The 22,776-nt window shown below is 37.8% G+C and carries 23 protein-coding genes and 2 pseudogenes; 6 read left to right on the top strand and 19 right to left on the bottom strand.

The window, feature by feature from the left end; all coding sequences use genetic code 11:
- The first annotated feature begins 85 nt into the window (after positions 1 to 85).
- Positions 86 to 1,213 (top strand): 2-methylaconitate cis-trans isomerase PrpF family protein, encoded by a 1,128-nt coding sequence (locus ACIROD_RS16735; protein ID WP_402942239.1) that lies wholly within the window; start codon positions 86 to 88, stop codon positions 1,211 to 1,213.
- Positions 1,214 to 1,270: 57 nt separating this feature from the next.
- The gene (locus ACIROD_RS16730; RefSeq protein WP_202190542.1) at positions 1,271 to 1,417 is read left to right on the top strand and encodes a hypothetical protein; all 147 of its coding nucleotides are present in this window, start codon (positions 1,271 to 1,273) and stop codon (positions 1,415 to 1,417) included.
- Positions 1,418 to 2,015: 598 nt separating this feature from the next.
- Here ACIROD_RS16730 and tcuA read toward each other — a convergent pair.
- Complete coding sequence (tcuA, locus tag ACIROD_RS16725) at positions 2,016 to 3,563, bottom strand: FAD-dependent tricarballylate dehydrogenase TcuA (protein WP_402942236.1); 1,548 nt, start codon at positions 3,561 to 3,563, stop codon at positions 2,016 to 2,018.
- 232 nt (positions 3,564 to 3,795) lie between these two features.
- Between tcuA and ACIROD_RS16720 the strand changes: the two genes are divergently transcribed.
- The 3 genes from ACIROD_RS16720 (at position 3,796) to ACIROD_RS16710 (ending at position 7,543) form a co-directional block, all read left to right on the top strand.
- Positions 3,796 to 4,656 carry a LysR family transcriptional regulator gene (locus ACIROD_RS16720; RefSeq protein ID WP_101221758.1) on the top strand — a complete coding sequence of 287 codons (861 nt, stop codon included), beginning with the start codon at positions 3,796 to 3,798 and terminating at the stop codon, positions 4,654 to 4,656.
- Between the two features lie 46 nt (positions 4,657 to 4,702).
- Complete coding sequence (locus ACIROD_RS16715) at positions 4,703 to 5,830, top strand: AbrB family transcriptional regulator (protein WP_402942234.1); 1,128 nt, start codon at positions 4,703 to 4,705, stop codon at positions 5,828 to 5,830.
- Positions 5,831 to 6,220: 390 nt separating this feature from the next.
- Complete coding sequence (locus ACIROD_RS16710; RefSeq protein WP_402942232.1) at positions 6,221 to 7,543, top strand: CitMHS family transporter; 1,323 nt, start codon at positions 6,221 to 6,223, stop codon at positions 7,541 to 7,543.
- Between the two features lie 507 nt (positions 7,544 to 8,050).
- Here ACIROD_RS16710 and ACIROD_RS16705 read toward each other — a convergent pair.
- Entirely contained in the window at positions 8,051 to 8,371 is a 321-nt protein-coding gene (locus tag ACIROD_RS16705) for a hypothetical protein (protein ID WP_101221755.1), read from the bottom strand.
- A gap of 364 nt (positions 8,372 to 8,735) precedes the next feature.
- Between ACIROD_RS16705 and ACIROD_RS16700 the strand changes: the two genes are divergently transcribed.
- Complete coding sequence (locus ACIROD_RS16700; protein ID WP_402942230.1) at positions 8,736 to 9,218, top strand: DUF456 domain-containing protein; 483 nt, start codon at positions 8,736 to 8,738, stop codon at positions 9,216 to 9,218.
- Positions 9,219 to 9,436: 218 nt separating this feature from the next.
- On the opposite strand, the gene ACIROD_RS16695 is transcribed toward ACIROD_RS16700, so the two are convergent.
- The 17 genes and pseudogenes from ACIROD_RS16695 to ACIROD_RS16615 all read right to left on the bottom strand — a co-directional run bounded on the left by ACIROD_RS16695 (position 9,437) and on the right by ACIROD_RS16615 (position 22,775).
- Positions 9,437 to 10,216, bottom strand: a complete 780-nt coding sequence (locus ACIROD_RS16695) for a sulfite exporter TauE/SafE family protein (RefSeq protein WP_402942228.1) — start codon at positions 10,214 to 10,216, stop codon at positions 9,437 to 9,439.
- Positions 10,217 to 10,266: 50 nt separating this feature from the next.
- A complete protein-coding gene (locus ACIROD_RS16690) occupies positions 10,267 to 10,494 on the bottom strand; it encodes a sulfurtransferase TusA family protein (RefSeq protein ID WP_101221752.1) in 228 nt (75 codons plus the stop codon).
- Between the two features lie 37 nt (positions 10,495 to 10,531).
- The gene (locus ACIROD_RS16685) at positions 10,532 to 11,659 is read right to left on the bottom strand and encodes an MBL fold metallo-hydrolase (RefSeq protein ID WP_402942226.1); all 1,128 of its coding nucleotides are present in this window, start codon (positions 11,657 to 11,659) and stop codon (positions 10,532 to 10,534) included.
- 47 nt (positions 11,660 to 11,706) lie between these two features.
- Positions 11,707 to 11,980: pseudogene (locus tag ACIROD_RS16680) on the bottom strand (DsrE/DsrF/DrsH-like family protein).
- Complete coding sequence (locus ACIROD_RS16675; RefSeq protein WP_402942224.1) at positions 11,973 to 12,545, bottom strand: sulfurtransferase TusA family protein; 573 nt, start codon at positions 12,543 to 12,545, stop codon at positions 11,973 to 11,975. The pseudogene ACIROD_RS16680 and the gene ACIROD_RS16675 overlap by 8 nt, the downstream one beginning before the upstream one ends.
- 53 nt (positions 12,546 to 12,598) lie before the next feature.
- Positions 12,599 to 12,895: a rhodanese-like domain-containing protein gene (locus ACIROD_RS16670; RefSeq protein ID WP_402942222.1), complete on the bottom strand. Its 297-nt coding sequence runs from the start codon at positions 12,893 to 12,895 to the stop codon at positions 12,599 to 12,601.
- An 18-nt stretch (positions 12,896 to 12,913) separates the two neighbouring features.
- Complete coding sequence (locus ACIROD_RS16665) at positions 12,914 to 13,282, bottom strand: rhodanese-like domain-containing protein (RefSeq protein WP_402942220.1); 369 nt, start codon at positions 13,280 to 13,282, stop codon at positions 12,914 to 12,916.
- A 13-nt stretch (positions 13,283 to 13,295) separates the two neighbouring features.
- A complete protein-coding gene (locus tag ACIROD_RS16660; RefSeq protein ID WP_402942218.1) occupies positions 13,296 to 13,775 on the bottom strand; it encodes a DsrE/DsrF/DrsH-like family protein in 480 nt (159 codons plus the stop codon).
- Positions 13,776 to 13,885: 110 nt separating this feature from the next.
- Positions 13,886 to 14,191: pseudogene (locus ACIROD_RS16655) on the bottom strand (monooxygenase).
- Between the two features lie 39 nt (positions 14,192 to 14,230).
- The gene (locus ACIROD_RS16650) at positions 14,231 to 14,491 is read right to left on the bottom strand and encodes a metal-sensitive transcriptional regulator (protein ID WP_402942216.1); all 261 of its coding nucleotides are present in this window, start codon (positions 14,489 to 14,491) and stop codon (positions 14,231 to 14,233) included.
- A 696-nt stretch (positions 14,492 to 15,187) separates the two neighbouring features.
- A complete protein-coding gene (locus ACIROD_RS16645; protein ID WP_402942214.1) occupies positions 15,188 to 16,510 on the bottom strand; it encodes an MmgE/PrpD family protein in 1,323 nt (440 codons plus the stop codon).
- A 1-nt stretch (position 16,511) separates the two neighbouring features.
- Complete coding sequence (locus tag ACIROD_RS16640) at positions 16,512 to 17,432, bottom strand: ABC transporter substrate-binding protein (RefSeq protein WP_402942212.1); 921 nt, start codon at positions 17,430 to 17,432, stop codon at positions 16,512 to 16,514.
- A 22-nt stretch (positions 17,433 to 17,454) separates the two neighbouring features.
- Positions 17,455 to 18,195: an ABC transporter permease gene (locus ACIROD_RS16635; protein WP_402942210.1), complete on the bottom strand. Its 741-nt coding sequence runs from the start codon at positions 18,193 to 18,195 to the stop codon at positions 17,455 to 17,457.
- A gap of 13 nt (positions 18,196 to 18,208) precedes the next feature.
- The gene (locus ACIROD_RS16630; RefSeq protein ID WP_402942208.1) at positions 18,209 to 19,213 is read right to left on the bottom strand and encodes an ABC transporter ATP-binding protein; all 1,005 of its coding nucleotides are present in this window, start codon (positions 19,211 to 19,213) and stop codon (positions 18,209 to 18,211) included.
- 15 nt (positions 19,214 to 19,228) lie between these two features.
- Positions 19,229 to 19,882 (bottom strand): ABC transporter permease, encoded by a 654-nt coding sequence (locus tag ACIROD_RS16625; protein ID WP_133349104.1) that lies wholly within the window; start codon positions 19,880 to 19,882, stop codon positions 19,229 to 19,231.
- Positions 19,883 to 20,016: 134 nt separating this feature from the next.
- Complete coding sequence (locus ACIROD_RS16620) at positions 20,017 to 21,375, bottom strand: (Fe-S)-binding protein (protein ID WP_402942206.1); 1,359 nt, start codon at positions 21,373 to 21,375, stop codon at positions 20,017 to 20,019.
- Positions 21,372 to 22,775 (bottom strand): FAD-binding oxidoreductase, encoded by a 1,404-nt coding sequence (locus tag ACIROD_RS16615; RefSeq protein ID WP_402942204.1) that lies wholly within the window; start codon positions 22,773 to 22,775, stop codon positions 21,372 to 21,374. The genes ACIROD_RS16620 and ACIROD_RS16615 overlap by 4 nt, the downstream gene beginning before the upstream one ends.
- Position 22,776: the final 1 nt, after the last annotated feature.

Here is a 22,776-nt window from a genome sequence, read left to right as displayed (position 1 = left end):
TTACTTATGAATAAACATATCATACTATATTTTCAAAGGAACCGGTAGTGCTATAAATATTGATTTGAGAAAAGGTGGTTATACAATGAAAGTACCTGTAGTTGTAATGCGCGGCGGGACAAGTAAAGGTGTGTTCCTTAACTTTGAACATATGCCTTCGAATCGCTCACTCTGGGAAGATTTTTTACTTGACGTGATGGGCAGTCCGGATCGGAGACAGATCGATGGTCTTGGAGGAGCGAATTCATTGACAAGTAAAGCAGCGATCATCAAAAAATCAGATTCACCGGAATTCGATGTGGAATATACATTTGCGCAAATCAGTATCGATAATCAAATGGTTGATTTTAAAGGAAATTGTGGGAATATTTCATCTGCTGTAGGACCTTACGCAATTGAGCAAGGATTAGTCCCTATACAAGAACCTGTAACAACGGTGAAAATTTTTAACGTGAATACACAAAAACTGATTATTGCAGAAGTTGAGGTTGAAAATGGACATGTGAAATCAGAAGGATGCTGCTCAATACCTGGGGTTCCTGGTAAAGGATCACCTATTTATCTTTCTTTTACTCGTGCAGAAGGAGCAGTTACTGGAAAACTTTTCCCTACTGGAAATCCGATTGACATGATTAAAACCAAGGATCGGCTAATTCAAGTTTCTATTATTGATGTTGCCAATCCACTCGTTTTTGTAAGGGCACAGGATATTGGTCTAAGCGGAACCGAATTACCCAATGATTATTCACAGGAAAAATTAAATGAACTGGAAGAAATCCGATCAATTGCAGCTGAAATGTGTCAATTTTCCGATAAGAAATCAGCTACTGTCAAATCTCCTGCTGTACCTAAAATGACTATAATTGCTCCTCCTATGGATTACGTCGATCTAAACGGATCTGAAAGAAAAGCGTCAGAGATGGATTTGATGATCCGAATGATGTCAATGCAAAAGCCCCATCAAGCGCTTGCCATTACAGGAGCCATCTGTGCAACAGCAGGGGCTTACTTACAGGATACGGTTTTATCTGAGATGGTGAACATTAAACACGAAATTTTCCGATTAGCCCATCCTGCGGGGATAATGGAAACAAAGGTTGATTTCTTGGCAGGACACATACGTGCTATTAAAGTGGTACGCACAGCAAGAATCATTTTGGAGGGATACGTGTACACGAAAAAAAATTACGAGCATTCCTATCAATTAGCTTGATTTGAATTGATCTGCAAATTACAGCAAAAAATTTTCTATCACTTGGAGGCTTGGCAAATGTGGGTCATCACTATCTTTTTAAAGGAAAATATTAAAATATTTGAATTTGACACTGAAAAAGAAGCGAAAGAAATATTCAAAAATATGAAAGGCACTAAAATTCTTTCCGAAATAGTTTACTTTAATGATCCTTGTTTTGTATAAGTGAGACTTCAAAAGAGCCCAAACTCTAATGTATTTTACCTAAACCCTGTCTTCAAATTTAATGATAAACTAGGATTGAGAATATAAGTGAATTTCCCCAGATAAGCTAAACCACCTATACAAATTAGGGTACAGATACAGATTTTTATGGTTACTATATTATTTAAAAAAAGCTAATTACTATCTATTGTTTAGAGAAAAATACCAATACACAAATCCCTCCCCTTTTCATGCTGAATTTTAGCATCGGAGTGATAAACAGCAATATAACTGGTAAATCTTGATAAGTTAGAACTGACTTCATAAGCGTTAATGCCTGATCCTTTCAAGCTGGTGCTGAACTCGAAAAGCTAGTACTGAAGAGCCTTATTGTCTGGCCATCAGGACGCTTAAAGCTATACAATCACTCCATCTGAAAAAAATCCAATAGATAAACTGTTACTAAGTTTGACCTTTTATATTCCTATATGATATGAGTTTTAAAATACCAAACAGCCAAGGACTTTTTAAGCCTTGGCTATTTTTCATTCTTCTACTTCACGTATCTCTATTATTTTTTAGACACATTCTTATCTAATAAACCATTCAAGGAAAAGACTCAGTGATTATTGATCGTTTCAACCTTTTCTTGAGTATAGCGTGCTGCTGATGAACCAGCTAATTTTCCAAAGACTGCTCCAGACATTAACCCGGATCCACCAGGATAGTTTTCATAAAAAATCCCCCCAATCATTTCACCAGCCGCAAAGAGACCTTTTATCGGTTGTTCTTCTTTGTCTAACACATGACCCGTTGTATCTACATGCAGACCACCGAACGAGAAGGTGATACCGCACGTTACAGGGAAAGCATAGAATGGACCTTGCTCAATTCTAAGTGCCCAGTTGGATTTAGGAGGGGTAATTCCTTTCGTTCCTTTGCCATCTTTCTCTGCCGGTCTATACTCGCCATCTTGTACCGCACTGTTATACTCTTCGATCGTTTTTAGAAATTGTGTTTGATTGACCGGCAGTAAACTAACCAACTCTCCAAGCGTATTTGCTTTATAAATAGTCGCTTCTTCAAGGTCATATTCTTTACGCAGCATCGGGCGTACCTGTGCATCATAAATTTGATATGCCACATGTCCAGGCTGTTTTAATACCTCACGGCCGTATTTGGCATAGGTGTAATTTCGTAAATCTGCTCCTTCATCAACAAACCGTTTCCCTTCATTATTAAGCATGACGCTGTACGGATAAGAGTGCTTTTTAAAAATATCCCCCGGCTTCGTGAAATCCCCTACTTTTGGCGCATTATAATCTGTCCCAATAGAATGACATCCAGACCACTGCCCAAATTTTTGAGCCCCCACTGCCATAGCCATGGAAATGCCGTCTCCTGTGTTGAACTCGGTTCCACGAACAATAGCCGCTTCCCATTCTTCACCAATATTTTCACTTCTCATTTTCTTATTGGCTTCAAAGCCGCCACAAGCCAAAATCACACCGGATGTCTGAACAGTTACCATTGTATGACCCTTCTCAACAACGACACCGGTTATTGTGTTTTGCTCTGATACAAGCTCCACAGCACGTGAATCGTACCAAACGTCGATGCCAATTTCTTCTGTCCGTGCAAAGAGCTGTCTCATTAAGCCAACGCCTTTATCCTCCGTTTTGATAGGCAGTCCTCCCCAGAAATTGCGCTTGCCAGCTTGTACGAAAGATTGATTTTCATAATTCAATTCAAATTTTATTCCCTGATCACGCATCCACGCAATTGTTTCATATGATCTAGAAACCAGCTGCTTTGCTAACTCAGGATTACTTTGTCCACCTGTTACTCGCATTAGATCATTGTAATAATCGGATTCCGTGTATTCAGGCATTACAATTAACTCGGATTCTTCATCTGTTAATTCAGGTATTATATTTCTGATTGCGTCTAAATTATTGTATGCAACACGAATGGCTCCATCCGTGAAGAAAGAGTTCCCTCCACGCTTTTCCACTGGTCCCCGTTCTAATACAAGAACTCTAGCACCTCCCTCTTTTGCTGAGATCGCGGCACATAAAGCTGCGTTTCCTGCCCCTACTACAACTACATCATACTTTTGTGTATTTGACATTTTTACCCCTCCTGTTAAGTTGTGATAACTCTTCATGTAAATAATAAGTGAAAATAATGAATAAAAATAATATTGTTTTTTTATTCATTGCCATAGAAAAAATTTATGAAAGAATGCTGGAAACGCAAAACTATAGTGAGTCTATTGATTTACATAAAAAGATAGATTTCTTTTTTCATTAGTTGTATTATACTTTTAGAAATCAAATAAATTTTCATTTTTTATAATTACCCATAAATATTTTTTATGGTTAAAGGAGAAAAATTTTATGGATGAAAAAGACTGGCTTATATTAATTACTCTTTACGAAGAAAGAAATATAACAAAGGCAGCACAACGACTATTTATTTCCCAGCCAGCTTTATCCTATCGTATAAAACAGCTGGAAAAAGAGTTCAAAACAAATTTAATCTCTAGAGGCAAAAGAGGTGTCGAGTTTACAGTTGAAGGGGAGTACCTCGTTCAATACTCGAAAAATATGCGTAAGCAATTAGGAGCTGCAAAAGAGCATATTTCTAATTTGGATAAAAAAGTAAAAGGAACTTTGCGATTGGGTGTATCTGGCTTGTTTGCCCGATATAAACTACCATTATTATTAAAAGAATTTCTAACTCTATATCCAGAGGTTGAAATCAGTTTGAAAACTGGATGGAGTTCTCAAATTCATCAAATGCTTCAAAAAGAAGAAGCACATCTCGGGATAGTTAGAGGTCCTTACAAATGGCAGGAAAATAAAGTGTTATTTCAAGAAGAAAAGATTTGTATTGCCTCCAGTAAAAAAATTGAATTAAAAGAACTTCCTTTTCTTCCTAGAGTTAATTATCAGACAGACCAATCGTTAAGAAATACTATTGAAAACTGGTGGCAGGAAACATTTGCGTTACCACCTAAGATTTCAATGGAGGTAGATCGGATTGAAACATGTAAGGAACTGGTTCTTAATGGTTTAGGATATGCCATTTTACCAGAAATCTGTATTAAAAATGATGAACCACTGTATACTTTCCCCATTGTATTAAGCGATAATAGCTATTTGCTTAGAGAAACTTGGGTATTTTATCGGGATGTGACTATGGATTTGGCACAAGTAAAAGCATTTATTGATTTTCTTAATGATTCTAAACAATGAAACAAGACGAAACGAAGTAAAACTAATACAAAGGAAGAGAATTAATATGAAAAAGTGGGATTTAAATAATGCAAGCAAGACAATCCAATTTTCGGCTGCACTTCTAACTGCTTTTATTGGAGGCGGCCTTTTCTCTCTTATCAGGTTTCCAATCCCATGGCTACTTGGTCCAATGGCAGCCCTATTAATTGCATCACGTTTCAAAAACGTTAAATTAATTTGGCCCGTTTCGATGAGAAATACTGGATTAATTATTGTAGGTTATTCAATAGGCATCTCCTTTACCAAGAGCTCACTGTCTGATATGATTAGTCACCTTCCCTCAATGTTGATCCTTACAACCTTAATTGTCCTTGTGTGTGCATGTTCTGCTTTTGTTATGTCAAAATATTCCAGCATTGACTATCCTACATCTTTAACGAGTAGTATTCCTGGAGGTTTGTCACAAATCGTTGTGTTTGCAGAAGATATGAAAGGTATTGATATTACTACAGTAACCTTTTTCCATGTTACAAGAGTGATAATGGTTGTTTTCTTAGTCCCCCTTTTAATTATCAGTCCCATTTTTGCAGCGAATAGTACCAATGATTCCTCTAAAATAACGGATAACGTTATTCCAGAGTGGAGTGGTTTATTTCCTCTTATCTTTCTGTTCGCCCTTATTTGTTTTCTGGCAGCAAGAATAGGTAAAATATTCAAATTACCAGCTCCTTACTTTTTAGGACCAGTAATCGTTGCTGCTGCAATAGGTCTTTTAGGTTTGCAGGGACCACCACTTCCTCCTACACTTCTTGATATATCTCAATTTATGGTTGGCGGTTATATCGGTTTACTATTAAAACCGGAACAACTTAACAACAAAAGAAAAACCTTATTATTGGCTTTGATGAACGGACTAATTTTGATTAGCGCAACAATGTTTTTTAGTTTTCTACTGACCCAGTATTATGATTTATCGACTATTACGGGTTTTTTAAGTTTAGCCCCTGGTGGAATGGATCAAATGGGAATCATTGCACAAGAAGTAAATGCTGATGTATCTACTGTTACCAGCTATCAACTATTTCGGATGGCTTTTATTTATGCCGCAGTGCCTCCATTACTGAAATTGGTATTAAAAATAAGTTTAAGAAGAAAAGACAAGAACAGTAATGTAAAACTAAATGTTAAATAAAAAAGGAGGAAGCTTTGCTCAAGGACAATGAAAAGTCTGATTTATAAAGAAAAGAAGGTTATCTTACACAAAATTGATGACCTTCTTTTTTGTTACTAAAAGTTGCATTAAATATTAAAAAAATTTCGTTATTGAATCACTTTTCCTATGGCTTTATTTGCTCCCCTCCCCATTCTTTTTTAAAGAATAAATTATTTTGATACCAATACAAAAAAAATATGTATTTAACTTATTGTCCTCTCTGTATTACCTTTAATAAAGAAAAGCGCATAAGCATAGTGTAAAACTTATTAATCTACCAGTTAATTTTTCTGAAGAGTCACAAAATTATTTCTTAGTCATCCAGAGATCATTTGAAAGCGCATTCAAAATATGGGAGGGGATTTAATAATGTTTCTTACAATTTTAGGCATCTCCATGGTTACCGTTTTTACCTATTTAATTATGTCCAAACGTTTATCGCCCATTGTTGCTTTAACTTTAGTTCCGATCGTTTTTGCAGTAGTTGGTGGTTTTGGAAGTAAAATTGGCACTATGATGATGGAAGGCATTAAGCTAGTCGCTCCTTCTGCAGCTCTATTATTATTCGCCATATTGTTTTTTGGTATTATGATAGACACGGGATTATTTGACCCACTTATCAAAAAGTTATTAGAAGTTGTCAAGGGAGATCCTGTCAAAATTTCGATAGGTACCACAATTCTTGCATTACTCGTGGCCCTAGATGGAGACGGTACAACAACGTATATCATTACTGTTTCAGCTATGTATCCACTTTATAAACGAATCGGTATGAATCCATTGGTTTTAGCCACAGTAGCCATGCTAGCTTTAAGTGTTATGAGTGGCATGACCCCCTGGGGTGGACCTGCTACCAGAGCAATAGCAGTATTGGGACTTGATGCATCCGAATTTTTTGTTCCACTTATTCCTACCATGATCGGTGGTGCTATTTGGGTTATTTTCGTCGCATTTATTTTAGGGAAAAAAGAACGTAAACGACTGGGTGTAATACACATAGAAGAGTTAAAAAATGAAATAGCTGCTACTGTAGAAAATGAAGTCACTGATGCATTTCCTCATATTGACATTAAACGCCCTCGTTTTTTGTGGATTAACTTATTAATTGTGGTAGGCATTATGGTCATTCTCATTATGGGATTGGTACCTTCCCCTATTTTATTTTTGGTCGGTTTCGCTATTGCTTTAATGATTAACTACCCTAATCTGGAAATGCAAAAAAGACGTATATTGGCACATTCTGGAAATGCCCTAATTGTTGTTCTACTAGTTTTTGCAGCTGGAGTATTTGCAGGAATCTTTTCCGGTACAAAAATGGTTGATGCTATTGCCAATGGACTGGTTGCGATAATACCTGCTTCATTAGGAGAGTTTTTCCCTGTCATTGTTGGCATTACAAGTATGCCATTCACTTTCGTTTTATCGAATGATGCCTATTATTTTGGAGTTCTCCCTATTCTTGCAGAGGCAGCTTCAGCTTATGGTATTAGTCCGTTAGAAATTGCTCGCGCTTCTATATTGGGACAACCCGCTCATTTAATGAGTCCACTTGTTGCATCAACCATTCTATTAGTTGGCATGGTTGATAAAGACCTTGGGGAATATCAGAAATTTGCATACAAATGGGCCATCTTGACATCGTTAATCTTAACAGTATTAGCTATAATTAGCGGCGCTATTTCTTTTTTGTAAATTATAAAAGTCCTTGTTTACTTGTTTGCTAGTAAATATCCGCAGGATCCTTTCCAAAAACAACTACTAAGGACTTTTGATCAATTTCATAATGATGAGGACCTAACAACTCTTGAAAGAAAGACTAAGCGGCGTATAATTAACAGATTATCACATATTCTTCACTTAGTACTCTAATATCCCATTTGAAAGACAATGAAGAAGTAGTTGAAATTAAGCTGGTCTTAAAAATGTTGCGTCTGATAAAGTTTTGGTTATTACAAAAAATATATTCTTATTTTGTTATGAAACTGCCCTGATAGTTGCATAAAGTAAAAAGCTGCTCTAAAAACAGCTTCAATCTTATTAATTGCTCTCAAATCATAACCAATTGTATTTGAACTATACCGTAATAACTGTTTCAAAAGCTAAAAGCAGTTGTATTTCTTAGATGAAATCAACTGCTTTCGTTGTGTTTTTTTGTTCCCTATATGGAAACCTCTAAAGGTTAAGGCTTTTATGGAATCATTACTTAATAAATCCGTTGAGAAATTGATATAACTCTTCTAATTCACTTTCTTTTGCAACAATACAGTTAGGGTATTGTTTTATCTCTGCTACGCTGGATAATTTAAAATCATTGGGAGTCGGGAGTCCAGAAGCACAAATCATTAAAAAGTCAGCAAAGTGAATTAACCCAGTCACTGCTGACGTTTTTATGGTCATTTGCCCCATTGCTCGCCCTGCAAACAAACCCTTCATTGCACTTTTTCCACCTGTTCTTTCTATTACTATTCTACTTTCGTCTATTATTACTTTTGTTCCTGATTTTAAATCAAAAGTTTTCATCTTCTTAACCTCCTACTTTTCCTTTAATATTACAACATCTTTATATGGACATGGCTTATATATGTCATTTGCTTGAAAATGATCTTCAACTAACCTGCCCAGTTTTTTGAATAAGGAAAAGGTAGCAGCAACACCCCTAGTTAAAGTGTTTATTATAAAGATTCATCAACAAGTTCTTTTTGGCAATTTGGGAAATATTTTTATTTCATCATACACTTACTCTAATTTTACACATTATACATCTAGTGTTAATTAAAGTGTGAGGGAATCGAATATACAAAAAAAGAATAAATGGTTTTTGTCCCTAAATAGAAATATAATTTAATAGATATATGATAAGTAAGTATGAAAAGGTGGAGTTTTATTGGATATTTTATGGTGGGGTTTAACGATCGTCTTATTTGCTTTAAGTTTTGTAGGAATTGTCTATCCTATTATTCCTTCGGTTGTTGCTATTTGGGGAGGATTTGCAGTTTATCAATTCCTCATTAATTCTGATGAGTTATCGTTATTGTTCTGGATCAGTATGGTTGTGTTGAGCGGTGTATTAATCGCGGCCGACATTATCGCAAATAGTTATTTTGTTAAAAAGTATGGGGGATCAAAAACATCCGAGACAATAGCAGCTATTGCCACGATTGTTGGTTCATTTGTCTTTCCTCCTTTTGGAATAATTCTCGTACCATTTTTAGCAGTCCTCGTTTCGGAATTAATCATTCAAAAAGATATAATGAAGGCTACTAAAGTTGGGTTTGCAACTATCATCGGTTTTTTAGGCGGCAGCTTAGCCAAAGTATTAATTCAATTATTGATGATTGTTTGGTTTATTTTAGCGGTAATTTTTTAATTATTTGTCAACGGCCACAATAAGAAAAAGCTGACTTTCAACAGTCAGCTTTTTCTATTAACAGAAGTCCCATTTACTTATCTGGTACAGATAATAAGAAAAAAGTGATGGAGGAAAAGGAACTATTATTGTGGCCTATTGAGAACAATTCTTTAACGATGGGACTCTTTTTAGAATTCTAATATAATTTTCACAACTGCTTCCTTCCGTGTCAAAACTCAAGACATTATCCCCACCCAAGTTTTCACAGCCGTCGCTAAAATCAATAAAGCCAGTATAACTTGCAGCACTTTTACATTCATATTTTTACCGGCCATCGCCCCAAGCGGAGATGCTATTAAACTCGCTCCCACCATTATCAATGCCGGATAGAAGTTTACTTGTCCCGTTGAGATTTTCCCTGCTGTTGCACCAATGGATGAAATGAATGTGATAGCTAATGAAGACGCAATCGTGACCCTGGTTGGTATTCTTAAAACGATAAGCATGATCGGAACTAATAGAAAGCCTCCTCCGGCACCGACTATCCCGGCACCTAAACCTACGATTAAGGCAAGAATGGCCGCAAGCCATTTGTTGAAGGTAACTTGATCCAAAGGAATGTCATCTATCCCTTTCTTCGGAATGAACATCATGACAGCCGCTATCAACGCCAAAATGCCATAGACGATATTCACTCCGTTTTCCGACATCGATTGTGATCCAAAACTTCCAACCACGCTTCCGATCAACACACTGATCCCCATATAGAGAATCAGCGTTTTATTTAAATGTCCGCTCTTACGATAGCTCCATATTCCTCCGATGGAAGCGAATAAGACTTGTACAGCACTTATACCTGTCACATCATGGGCACTAAATGCCGCTAAACCGAAGATTGGGGGAATAAACAGCAGCATTGGATAATTTATTATCGAACCGCCGATACCGAGCATCCCTGAAACGTATGAACCTATAAAACCAATCAAAAAGATGGTAATGATAAAGGTGATATCCATTGTAAGTGCCTCCCTTAAAAGAAGGGAACCCTAATGGTTCCCTTCTTTTATCAGCCTTTTCTAATCCAAAATTTCAGTATATCATTTTCTTCTGCCGTTTCCACCAGTTCATGGCCACCGGATTTTGACCAAGCGGCTAAGTCTGCTTTAGCTCCTTTATCGGTTACATGTATTTCCAGCACTTGCCCGGTTTGCAAATCATTCATCGCTTTTCTCGTTTTAACGATTGGCATTGGACAAGCTAGTCCCTTAGCATTTAACACTTTATCTGAATGCATATTTCATTCCTCCTATTTTCTTGGCTTTTTATCGGTATTAACGAACCGCACAACGATTTGGCCCGATTTCCATTTCACGCTGTTTTTCATCATCAGGCTCGATTTTCCCCATATTGGTTTCGCGAATTTCTTGATAAGCGTTTGGCTGAGGCGGTAAATTACCTGTTACCAGCTCTCTGAATTCCGTTTCATCTACAATGTTCAATCCATGATTTTCAGCAAACAGCGCACCCAACTTTTTAGCGACACTTCCATCTTCATTCAATTCATCAACGATCATGAAATGTGATGGCAATACGATTAACTCGTCTGATAATTCTCTATAACGTGTATACAGTGTTTCTCTCAAGTCGCCTACCCAATCCTCAGCCAATCCAGCTAGGTCCGGTCTGCCAATCGAATCGATGAATAGTATATCCCCGCTTAACAAGTATTTTTGATCGACCACAAATGAAGTCGAACCAATGGTATGGCCCGGGGAATATATTGCTTGAATATCAATTGAAGTATGACCAATCGTTATCACTTTCCCGCTTTCTAATGGCTGATATTCAAAGGTTACTTCAGCCGCATCTTTTGGCGGCAGCCAGTAAGTTGCATTTGTTACTTCCGCTATTCGTCTTCCACCTGAAATATGATCGGCATGTAAGTGTGTATCCAGAACATGTGTAATTTTCACCCCGATATCATCGGCGAAATCAAGGTAGGCATCAATCATTCGAGTAGAATCGATAATGGCTGCTTCACCATTGGTAACGACCATGTAAGATAGACAGCCTTTACCTAGTCGAACAAATTGGTAAATTCCGCCGCCATTGGTCAATTCACCGATTTTCACAGGTTCCAAGTGTTCACTCCATGCTTTCATGCCGCCCTTTAAATAAGAAACGTCCAATCCAGCTTCAGATAACATTTCAGCTACCATAACGGAAGAGCCTTCCTTTGCACATACTACCAGGATTTCTTTATTGGCCGGGATTTGATCGATTATTTCTTCCACGCCATCCAGTAGATCAAAGTAAGGGATATTAAGGAATTCAAAATTCTCCCCTTCAATTTTCCAATCATGGTAGTCACTTTCATTTCGAACATCCAAAATAAATAAGTCGGTTTTATTGATTACTTTCTTTGAAACCTCACCGGCTGTCATTTGCTTAAACGCCATTTTATATACCCCCCATAGTATCAATGATGTCAAAAATTTTTCCTTCATTAAAAGGTTAATGTAACAACAGCATTCTTAGCGAACTCCAAAAATGTGACCGCTCCACCTACTTAGATACGGTCAACGAAAGCTTCTTTTTCCATGCCCAATACGGCCTTGGTCTTTTGACAACTATACGTTCATTTCCTGTGCAATGGAAACTAAATCTGAAATGGAAGAAACATTTGCCTTTCTAATACCTTCGAAATTAAAGCAAATCGCCACTTCTTGATCTGTTGCTACTGCCGTTATGATGTTAAACCCTTTATACTTTTTATTCATTCACGGATTTTTGTGAAGGACCGTTCCATTGGCTCATGCCGGGTACAACATTGAATACCCGTTCAAAACCGGCCGCCGTCAGTTTTTGTGCAGCAAGATCACTTCGGCTGCCTGTACGGCAAACCACAAAAATCTGTGATTCTTTATCAAGTTCACCCATATGTTGTTCCAATTCACCCATTGGAAGGGATCTAGCTGCTGGTATATGATTAAAAGCATACTCTGCCGATTCTCGTACATCCAGGATGATCGTATTTCGGTTTTCCTGAATTAGTTGAAGAAGTTCTTCATTTGAAATGATTTTTTCATGCTTCTTCACTGCTGTTTCTTCTCCGATTGCTTTCCGAAGATAATGTTTTAGTGTTGTTCCTTCTTCAACCGTACCCAAATATTGGTGACCTGAACTTTCCGCCCAGGCTTTCATGTCGGCGGTTGACCCTTTATCAGTAGCTTGAACTTCGAGTACCTCCCCCGCTTCCAGGACATTCATGGCTTTTTTCGTTTTTACGATTGGCATTGGACAGGCTAAACCTTTAGCATCCAAAACAGAATTTGCTTTTATCATTTTAGTTCCTCCTTGAGTCTTTTATAGGGATGGGGGTATATTCGGATATGAAATTATTCTGTGGGACCTTCCCATTCATTCATACCACCCATCATGTTCAACACCTTATATCCATGATCCTCAAGTAACTGTGCTGCCCTTGAACTTCTGCCCCCTGAACGGCAGACGATGATATATTCTTTTGATTTATCCAGATCCTGCATTCTAAATTCCACCAGACCCAACGGGATATTCAAAGCTTTTGGTATTTTCCCTGCCTTTACTTCATCCACTTCCCGCACATCAATAATATGGACTGGGGAGTATCCCTTCAATAATGCGTTCACTTCATTCGGTAAAATTTCTTTCATTTTTTTAAGATCCTCCTTTTATTCGCGCCAAGAATTCATACCGCCTTTTACGTTTGTAACTTCATTAAACCCGAGTTTCTTCAATGCTTTACTCGCATTACTGCTCCTCATTCCGCTTTGGCAGATAACAATTACTTCTTTATCTTTTGAAAGTTCATGTGCCCTTTTGCCAAATTCGTATAGAGGTATATTTTTAAAGTCCTTAATGTGATTGCCCCTATATTCATTAGGAGTACGAACATCGATGAATTGCCTATTTCCTTTATTATTCAACACAGCTTTTAACTCAACCGCATTTATATTTTTTATCCCCTTTGCAGGGACAAATCGCTGATATAAAAACCAAACGATGAAACCTAATATGATGAGATTAAATATAGTTCCCATTTGAACCCCCCATTTATATAAATAAGTTTACATTTCCATCCTCTGCCTCAGCTAAATAAGCTGCAACACCTGCATACTCAATTCCATCCAATAATTCCTCTTGCTGTAAACCCAATAAATCCATTGTCATTGTACAGGCTATAAGTTTGATTTCCTGTTCTTGGGCCAACTCAATTAAATTTGGGAGTGACATGGCGTTATGCTTTTTCATTAAATGTTTGATCATTTTAGGTCCCATCCCTGCAAAGTTCATGTTTGATAGACCCATTTTATCAGAACCACGAGGCATCATTTTTGCAAACATTTTTTCAAGAAATCCTTTTTTTAATGAAATCGGATCATCCTTCCTTAAAGCATTCAATCCCCAGAATGTATGGAAGATAGTCACTTCATGATCGTAAGCCGCCGCCCCATTTGCTATGATATAAGCAGCCATTGCCTTATCATAATCACCACTAAATAAAATGATCGTCGTTCTTTTCTTTTCAGTCATTTATGTTTTCCCCCTGATTTATTCTTGAATACCCTACGGGGTATATATTATGCTAAAAAATATAGTTCGTCAACCCACTTCACTAAAAAATGAATGGAATAGGGTTGTCTTTATTTAATTGGTCCATGATTAATAGAAGACAAAATTTCATTCACTTCGAATATTTTTCCATTAACCTTCTCTATACCAAACCCTTTTAACCGTGCTGTGTGCATTTACAAGTACTTACATGCGGATTCCTTCGTTTCAAACAGATAAATGCCACCAGCTTCCTTTGCCTCACTATCTTCGGTCCAAATCTTCCAGATCAATCCTTCTTCATCATTAATGCTTTTTGCTAAAACAGTAAATTCTTTTACCATTTCGTGACCAAATGGCCTCTCCATTTTAAAATCCACTTGTAAAATATAAGACATGAAAAACACTCCTTTTTCTACTATTCAGGTCAAATTCTTTTACCTGCTTTTAATTAGTAAATTAACCGCTTCCTTGACTAAATGATCAGTGCCTTCTCCTTTCTCGACGTTTTCCCGAACGCATTGCTCAAGATTGGCACTTACGATAACACCCATGGCCCTATCGATGGCATTACGTACAGCAGACAACTGAGTGACGACTTCCCTGCAATCTTTTCCCTGCTCCATCATTCCAAGAACACCCTTGATTTGTCCTTCAATCCGCTTCAAGCGATGAATGCTGCTTTTATCAAACTCCATACTCCGCCTCCCATCTATTTACAACAATAGCTAATCTTCTTTTCCGTTAAGAAGAGAAGTGCAGCCCCAAGTTCACTTCCAGTTTATTAGAAGCAATGACATGAATGTTTTCAAGTAAGATTTCTTCATTAAAACGTTTTAGTCGGCATAATCAATCTTATCGTGCCCCTAGCCAATTAAATCGTATTTTACTCGTGAGTTTGGGCATTTTACTCGTGAATTTTGCATTTTATTCTTGAATTTGAGTGCCTTTTTCATGAACTTGGGCATTTTTCTCGTGAATTTGCACGTTTTACTCGTGAGTTTGGGCGTTTTACTCGTGAGTTTATGTGTTCTTAACTTGTGAGTTTATATTATACCTATAGGGGTATATCGTCAAGCTAGAGTTAGACTAACTTATATTGTTTAGTATCAAGATTTGAGGAGAATTCTTCAAACTCGTTTTAACCGGGGGGATGAAAAACTTGTCTTGATATAGATGTTTCTGAAAGCTTATGAAATTTCCAAACTAATCTCCCTCTAGTAAATTTCTCTTGAACCGATAATGTCTATCCTGCCATTGGATATAAGATGGCATCAACTACTATTATCAACTTGATTTCATAATGACTATTTTTTTGAAGGTTCCTACTGACTCCACCACTTATAGTAAAAAAAAAGTAGTGCAAACCTATCCCTTGGTTTGCACTACTTTTTTTATTTACCCAATTCTTCTATGGTAGGTATAAGATCTCGAATACTTTTCATATGTTCAAGGCTTTGAATGGTTTCTAATAAACTCTTCGCAGATTCTTTTCCTAGAATTGGCGTTGTCAGCCAGAAAAACTTCTCTTTTTTTTCTTCAACGTTTAACGGATAATCAAAGTCTCCTCTTGCTTGTATAATATCGGATTGATAAGTGTTACCATCCTGCATTACTATTTTAACCACACTTAATGCCTTTTCAGGAAATGCTTCGTTAAGTTTTTGATCAACTACTACTGTAATCTTGTCCATCATGCTAAGAATAATTGTATCATTCAGATGTTCTAGGACTTGTTTTGGTCCCACTTCACCGTAAGAAAGAAATGCTGCAACAGGAAAAAGTAAATTATACTGTGCTTCCTCTGTATTTTCTGGATATTCTTTCGATAATGCTGCAGATTCTGTAAATGTATGAATGACTATTTTTTTTATATTTTGGGATATTAGTATATGCCGGCTTTGGATTTCCCTGATTGCTTCAATAGCTGGCTGTGCCCACCGACAGCATGCATGCGGCTTATAATACAGTTCATTTACTCGATAATTTTTTCCTAAATCGTCTATAAGCCCCTCAGCTTCTTCTGTTGTAAATAATGATGGAATCCCTGTATAGCCTGCTTTTGCCAAATGGGCAGCACTGACCCCGGCCATACACCCCCAATTAATCCCGTCTTTTAACATGGAAGGATGTTCGATGCAGCGCATCATAGGAGAATAAGCACCAAAATATTCTGCATTGCCCAGTGCGTGCTCAATTGTTCCTCCCTTAAGTCCTAAAATGTACGAAACACCTGCGGCAGCTCCAACAGCTCCCCATGAACCGGTGCAGTGATAATCTAGCCGGGTCAGGTGTGCAACAATACCTGCACGGATCCCCACTTCATAGCCTATAAGAAGTGCCGTCAAAAATTCTGCTCCACTTATATTATGATCCTCTGCAACGGCGATCACCGCGGGAAAAATAACTGCCCCGGGATGTCCTTTTGTGAGGCGATGTCCATCATCTAAATCGAGGGCATTTGCCAATGTCGCATTAACAAAAGCTGCTCCGGCAGGCGTTAATCTTTCTGGGAACAGGAAAAGCGAACTGTTTCCCATCCCCCACTGCGAAACAGCAAATTCTTTTGCAATCTCTGCCGCTTTCGTATTGCGGCCTGCAATGGTACAAGCGACAATGTCTGCTAAAGCTTCTTTGAGTGATGTTAGTGTGCCACTGTCTAAACTCTGAATCGACTCAGATTCAATATAGGTGATGAGCGAATTATTAGCTTTCATCTCAATCTAGCATTCCCTGTTCATCCAGCCATGTTTTAGCCACTTCATTAATATCTTCATGCTTAATATCAACACGATAATTTAAATTCTTCATTGTATCTGAATCTAACTTATCTGAAAGTGCATTAAGAAGATCTCTTAATTCCGGATTTTTCTTTAATACTTCTTGACGAATGACAGGTGCTCCATTATATGCCGGAAAAAACTGACTATCATCTTCTAACACAACAAGTTTAAAACCTTCAATTCGTCCATCTGTCGCAAAACCTACCGCTACATCAACCTGGCCTTCTTTTAAAGAATTATATAGAAGTCCTGTATCCATTTTGACAACATTTTTAGCTGGTAAAGAGAAATTATATTTTTTCTCCAAACCTTTCATTCCATCTTTTCTCGCATAGAACTCAGAGTTCGATCCAAATTTTAATTTACTAGAATCTTGATTTACAATATCAGCTAGATCCGATATGGATTTGATTCCTAACTCTTTAGCATAATCTTCGCGCATTAAAATAGCATATGTGTTATTAAATTCGGATTTATTTAACCATTCAAGTTTATTCTTTTTGTCGATTTCTTTTACTTTTTCATATGCCTTTTCGGGATCAGTTTCAACAGGTTCCTTTAAATAAACCATAAGTGCTGTACCCGTATACTCCCAGTACACATCGAGCTGACCATTTTCAAGCGCGGAACGTGCCACTGTACTGCCCATACTACTTGCTTCATCGACTTTGTATCCTTTTTCTTTCAAATAAATAGAAGTAATTTGTGTCAAAATGTGCTGTTCAGTAAAATCCTTTCCTCCCACTGTAATTTTCCCTTTATTTTCATTTGAACCGGCATTAGACTCCGAAGAACTGCATGCTGTAAGCATACAGGCAAGAAGTGCGACACAAAATAACATGCTAAATTTTCTCATTTTTACTTCCCCCTTTATTGTCTTAAATAAAATCAGCTTTTCTTTGCAATCCTCTCGGAGTAGTGGCTACTTCAATTTTCCCTAATAAGAAATCAATAGCAATGGCCAAAAAGATAACGGGCATGGCACCTGCGAGCATAATGCCTGGATCGTAAAGTGAGATTCCGGTGAATATAAGGTCACCTAACCCACCTCCTCCAATTAAGAAAGCAAGTGCGGCTGATCCCACATTAATAACGGTTGCGGTCCGAATGCCTGCAAGAATTGCATATGACGCATTCGGGAGTTCAAGCTTGAAAAGAATGAGTTTTTGCGTCATACCCATTCCTGTTCCAGCATCAATGATCGATGGAGGAACCGATTGAATTCCAGCAATCGTATTCCGTAAAATTGGAAGAAGTGAGCTGAACCACAGCGCAAATACCGCGGTTTGCCAGCCTAAACCTAGATAACTCATGACAAGCGCTAAAATGGCTATACTTGGCACCGTTTGTCCGATATTCGCAAAATTAACTACAATAAATTCAAATTTTTTAAACTGAGGTCTCGTAATAAAAATCCCAAGAGGCACGGCCACAAGAATGGCCGCCACGGATGAAAGCGCCACCAATTTCATGTGCTGTCCAGCTAAATGAAGAAGTTCACCAGAGTTATCTTTTATATATTGAAATGCACCTGATTGGAGAGCATAAGCTAGCAGTGCAACAATAATTAACATTAACAAAGCGCGAATCAATATTTCTATCTTGTTTATTTCCTTCATTAAGACACCCACCTTATTGAATTATTGACTTTAACTTCGAAGGGTGAACACCTGTCAAAACTTCAAAGTCACCAATGCTTAATACTCCGCTTGGCTGTCCTTTATGATCCAAAATCACAGCTTCCCCTTTTGGTGATGATAATAATAGAGACAGTGCTGTTCGAAGATCTGCATCAATATTAACCACATATTCGCTAGATTCAATTTTCATATTCATTTTTCGATTTACCTTTTTCGCTTTATTTAATAGATCCCTGACCGTTAATAGTTGTAAACGTTTAATTTCACGATCACTTCCAATAAAGTTGTTCACAAAATCATTTTTTGGATTAGACAAAATCTCATCCGGTGTTCCATACTGCATGATTTGGCCATCGTTAAATATAGCAATTTTATCCCCAAGACACAAAGCCTCATCAATATCGTGACTAATAAATAAGATCGTTTTCTTTACGTCTTTTTGAATTCGTAAAAATTCCTTTTGCAACCGATCGCGAATAATCGGATCTAGTGCCCCAAATGGTTCATCCATCAACATAACTGGCGGGTCTGCCGCCAGCGCCCTTGCCACTCCAATACGCTGTTGCTGTCCGCCTGATAATTCCCAAGGATAACGCTTTCGGTATTCCTCATGGTTTAACCCCATCATCTCCATTAATTCTTTGTATCGTTTTTTCATTTCCCCTTCGTTCCAATCCAGCATCTTTGGTACAACATTAATGTTTTGTTCAATTGTCATATTCGGAAACAAACCATTTTGTTGAATTACATAACCGATTGAACGTCTCAATTCGATTGGATCCAATGAGTAAATATCTTTTCCTCCGACTTCAATAGTCCCCTCTGTGATAGAAACCAAACGATTAACCATTCGTAAAAGAGTTGTTTTCCCACAACCTGAGGGACCAAGAAATACACAAATTTCTCCTTTTTCAATTGTCATATTTACATTATCTACTGCCTTCACCGATTTTCCAGAGCTTTTGTATACCTTCGACACATTTTTAAATGTAATCATAAGTCATCCCCTTTCTTATCCTATATGAGCTTTTTTGGGCGAAACCCGTTTTTGTACCTGACCTAGTAAATAGTCAGCAGCGATCGCTAATATTGAAACGGCAATGGCTCCAGCTTGAACCATCTCTGTGTAACTTGTGGATATTCCTCTTGCGATATATACCCCAAGTCCACCAGCACCGATATAGGCAGCAATTGCCCCAATTCCAATCGTTAATACAACGGCCATTCTAATTCCTGCCATAATTACTGGAAGGGCAATTGGGATTTCAACTTTTAAAAGACGTTGCCATGCCGTCATTCCCATTCCTATTGCAGCGTCGCGCATATTGGGATCTACATTTTTAACAGCGATGAATGTATTACGGATGATTGGAAGCTGCGAGTACAAGACCAATGCGATAAACGCTGGTAAAAACCCAATCCCTTGATTAATGATAGATAAAATCGGAATCATGATACCGAACAGTGCAATACTTGGTATCGTCATAATAATGCCTGCTACTGCCAGTACAAGATTTGATAACTTTTCATGCTGTGTAATATAAACTCCAAATGGAACACCGAGTAATATGGCTACACCAACTGCTAATCCAACTAATTGGATGTGCTCCCATGTCATTGCTAAAAGCTCTCCCCAGTTCGACCCGATAAAGTCCAATAAATCCACTTTTTTACCCTCCTTTAATTTAAATGATTCGATTATGACTTAATAGTCTTGCATAGTTCAGGTCACTTTTTTATTTAATTGTAAAAATAAATTGCTTCTTAATATGGTCTAATGCCACTTCTATTAATGTTTTCCTACTTAATTAAACAAGCTTCTGCTAAAATTTCCACAATGTGTTTAGCATCCACATTTCTTGTACCGCTTCTCTCTACACCTAACTTCATTTGGAGCAGGCACCCCGGATTTGTTGTAACTATTGTTTTTGCATTTGTTTTTCCCGCCATATACATCTTTTCGTCTAATATTTTCATCGATTCATCAAAATTCATTAAATTATAAATACCGCCAGATGCACAGCAACGGTCACTTCCCTCCATCTCCATATAACTTGCCCCTGGTATGGATCTAAGAAGCTTCCTAGGTTCTTGAAATACTCCCTGGACATTTCTCAAATGGCAAGAATCTTGATACGTAATAATACCAACCCTTTCTTTTTTAAACGGGAGAGGACCAAATTTCACCAGAATTTCGGTAATATCTTTTGATTTCCCTACGAATGATTCACTGCGCTTTTTCCATTCAGGTTCTTGGCCAAAAAGGTGATTATACTCACTAAGCATCGCTCCGCAGCCTCCAGCGTTATTGACATAATAATCGGCACCGGATGCTTCAAATGCTTCTATATTTGCTTTTGCGAGTTTTACAGCCGCATCTTTCATTCCTTGATGGGAATGAAGTGCACCGCAACATTTTTGATTTTTCGGAATAATCACTTCACAGCCAATTACTTGAAGCAGTTCAATTGTTAGCCTATTAATCTTTGACATGATAGCGTCCATGATGCATCCCGGGAAAAAGGCAATTACTGCTTTTGTCTCGCCTAATGCTGGAAATTTTTGTCCGTATTTATATCGTTTGATTGGTGCTTCGAGCTCCGGCAGGATCTTTTCAAACTGTCCCATGGGCTCTGACACTTTGTTAATCATTTTTGTTTTTTGCACCACTTTATTTATTTTTGTTTTTTGATATAGCCACGTTAGATTGCCTAATGTACGAAGACGATTGCGATGCGGAAATAAACTGGTCAGCGTAAAATCGACCACTTTTGTTTGAATCTTAGGTTTATTTTTTTGCTTTTTATGATGTTCATGCTTTTGATGTTCTGTAATGACTTCTTTAGCTGCCTCATAAATTTGTCCGTATGGTACATTAACCGGGCACGCTACTTCACAGGCTCTGCAACCAAGACAAAGGTCAATTGGCTCAGCTAGATCTTTTTGAAGATCGATTTTTCCCTCTGCAGCCATTTTAACCAGGTTAATTCGTCCGCGAGGTGATTGTGATTCTTTCCCCATAGATTCATAGGTTGGACAAGCAGGAAGACAATATCCGCATTGCACACATTGATTGGTTGCTTCATACGAAAGATCACGCAATTTTTGAGTAAACTTATCTGTAATTGCTAATTCCTTTTCGTGAGGTGCTTTATTCATGTTAATTCCACCTTTAGTTTTCCAGGCTGTGGAAATATTTTTCCTGGGTTTAATATAGAGTTTGGATCCCATGCATCTTTAATTTTTTTCATCATTTGCAGTCCATCTGATCCAAGCTCCAATTCCATATAAGGAGATTTTAATATCCCAATCCCATGTTCCCCTGAAAGCGTACCGCCAAGTTCGATGGCAGCTTCAAAAATTTCACTGACTGCATCTTCGACACGTTTCATTTCTTCGATATTTCTCTTGTCGGTAATAATATTGGGATGGAGGTTACCGTCCCCCGCGTGACCAAAAACAACCAGGTTCAACTGATATTTCTCACGAATTTGATAAAGCTTTTCAATCATCTCGGGGATTTGGCTTCTTGGTACTGTCGCATCTTCAGAAATTTTGGTTGGTCCCATTTGTGTAATAGCTGGAGAAACCATTTTACGAGCTTTCCAAATCTCATCACGCTCAGCATCTGTTTTCGCCACTTTGACACTAGTCGCCCCTTGTAAAAGACAGATTTCTTCACATTTTTTTATTTCTTCATCGATTGCCGCAGGATGGCCGTCCACTTCAATAATGACGATGGCTTCCGCCTCAATGGGCAAACCTGCTGGTGAGTAATTTTCAACCGCACGAATACATGCATTATCCATTAATTCCATCGCACTTGGTAATATTCCATTTGATAATATTTTTGTTATGGCATGCCCTGAATCAGCAATTCTTACAAATGAAGCTAAAAGTGTTTTTCTTGCAAGCGGCTTTGGTATTAGACGCAAAATGGCTTCTGTTACAATTCCCAGTGTGCCTTCCGAACCAACTATGAGTCTTGTTAAATCGTAGCCAGTCACATTTTTAACCGTTCGACCTCCTGTACGAATAATTTCTCCAGTTGGTGTAACAACTTCTAAACCAATTACATATTCCTTCGTAGTACCATATTTCAAGCCCTTTGGACCACTTGAATTTTCCAACAAATTCCCTCCAATTGTTGAAACATGGGAACTGCTTGGGTCCGGTGGATAAAATAAGCCTACCTCTTCTGCCTTTTGTTGTATGTCACTTGTAATTACACTTGGTGAGGAGATTGCCAGTAAATTTTCACGGTCAATCACAAGTTTTTTTTCAAATTGTGACATATCTAGAATCATGCCCCCTTCAACAGCAAGGGAACCCCCGCTTAAGGAGGTAGCCGCTCCTCTAGGATAAACAGGAATTTTAAATTCGTTTGCAAGCTTGACCAAGTCAGCAACTTCTACTTTATTTTTGGGTTGAATAACGATTTCAGCCAAGTATTCGCCGAATGATGCATCAAAGCTATAAGAATAAAGCTCTGCTAAATCTGTCAGTACCCTTTCTTTTGGAACGATGGTATATATAAGCCTTAATAGCTGCTCTTTCATC

Origin of the sequence: Peribacillus sp. NPDC101481 (genome assembly GCF_044767165.1) — a bacterium.
GTDB lineage: Bacteria > Bacillota > Bacilli > Bacillales > DSM-1321 > Peribacillus.
This window is presented reverse-complemented; position numbering and strand designations above follow the sequence as displayed.

Coding starts and splice junctions, on each gene's coding strand:
- ACIROD_RS16650 (WP_402942216.1), bottom strand. CDS start 14,491: ATGGAGTTTGATAAAAGCAGCATTCATCGCTTGAAGCGGATTGAAGGA.
- ACIROD_RS16675 (WP_402942224.1), bottom strand. CDS start 12,545: ATGATAAAAGCAAATTCTGTTTTGGATGCTAAAGGTTTAGCCTGTCCA.
- ACIROD_RS16735 (WP_402942239.1), top strand. CDS start 86: ATGAAAGTACCTGTAGTTGTAATGCGCGGCGGGACAAGTAAAGGTGTG.
- ACIROD_RS16690 (WP_101221752.1), bottom strand. CDS start 10,494: ATGCATTCAGATAAAGTGTTAAATGCTAAGGGACTAGCTTGTCCAATG.
- ACIROD_RS16670 (WP_402942222.1), bottom strand. CDS start 12,895: ATGAAAGAAATTTTACCGAATGAAGTGAACGCATTATTGAAGGGATAC.
- ACIROD_RS16620 (WP_402942206.1), bottom strand. CDS start 21,375: ATGAATAAAGCACCTCACGAAAAGGAATTAGCAATTACAGATAAGTTT.
- tcuA (WP_402942236.1), bottom strand. CDS start 3,563: ATGAAGAGTTATCACAACTTAACAGGAGGGGTAAAAATGTCAAATACA.
- ACIROD_RS16640 (WP_402942212.1), bottom strand. CDS start 17,432: ATGAGAAAATTTAGCATGTTATTTTGTGTCGCACTTCTTGCCTGTATG.
- ACIROD_RS16685 (WP_402942226.1), bottom strand. CDS start 11,659: ATGGCGTTTAAGCAAATGACAGCCGGTGAGGTTTCAAAGAAAGTAATC.
- ACIROD_RS16615 (WP_402942204.1), bottom strand. CDS start 22,775: ATGAAAGAGCAGCTATTAAGGCTTATATATACCATCGTTCCAAAAGAA.
- ACIROD_RS16665 (WP_402942220.1), bottom strand. CDS start 13,282: ATGGGAACTATATTTAATCTCATCATATTAGGTTTCATCGTTTGGTTT.
- ACIROD_RS16695 (WP_402942228.1), bottom strand. CDS start 10,216: ATGGATATCACCTTTATCATTACCATCTTTTTGATTGGTTTTATAGGT.
- ACIROD_RS16660 (WP_402942218.1), bottom strand. CDS start 13,775: ATGACTGAAAAGAAAAGAACGACGATCATTTTATTTAGTGGTGATTAT.
- ACIROD_RS16720 (WP_101221758.1), top strand. CDS start 3,796: ATGGATGAAAAAGACTGGCTTATATTAATTACTCTTTACGAAGAAAGA.
- ACIROD_RS16645 (WP_402942214.1), bottom strand. CDS start 16,510: ATGAAAGCTAATAATTCGCTCATCACCTATATTGAATCTGAGTCGATT.
- ACIROD_RS16710 (WP_402942232.1), top strand. CDS start 6,221: ATGTTTCTTACAATTTTAGGCATCTCCATGGTTACCGTTTTTACCTAT.
- ACIROD_RS16730 (WP_202190542.1), top strand. CDS start 1,271: ATGTGGGTCATCACTATCTTTTTAAAGGAAAATATTAAAATATTTGAA.
- ACIROD_RS16630 (WP_402942208.1), bottom strand. CDS start 19,213: ATGATTACATTTAAAAATGTGTCGAAGGTATACAAAAGCTCTGGAAAA.
- ACIROD_RS16635 (WP_402942210.1), bottom strand. CDS start 18,195: ATGAAGGAAATAAACAAGATAGAAATATTGATTCGCGCTTTGTTAATG.
- ACIROD_RS16705 (WP_101221755.1), bottom strand. CDS start 8,371: ATGAAAACTTTTGATTTAAAATCAGGAACAAAAGTAATAATAGACGAA.
- ACIROD_RS16715 (WP_402942234.1), top strand. CDS start 4,703: ATGAAAAAGTGGGATTTAAATAATGCAAGCAAGACAATCCAATTTTCG.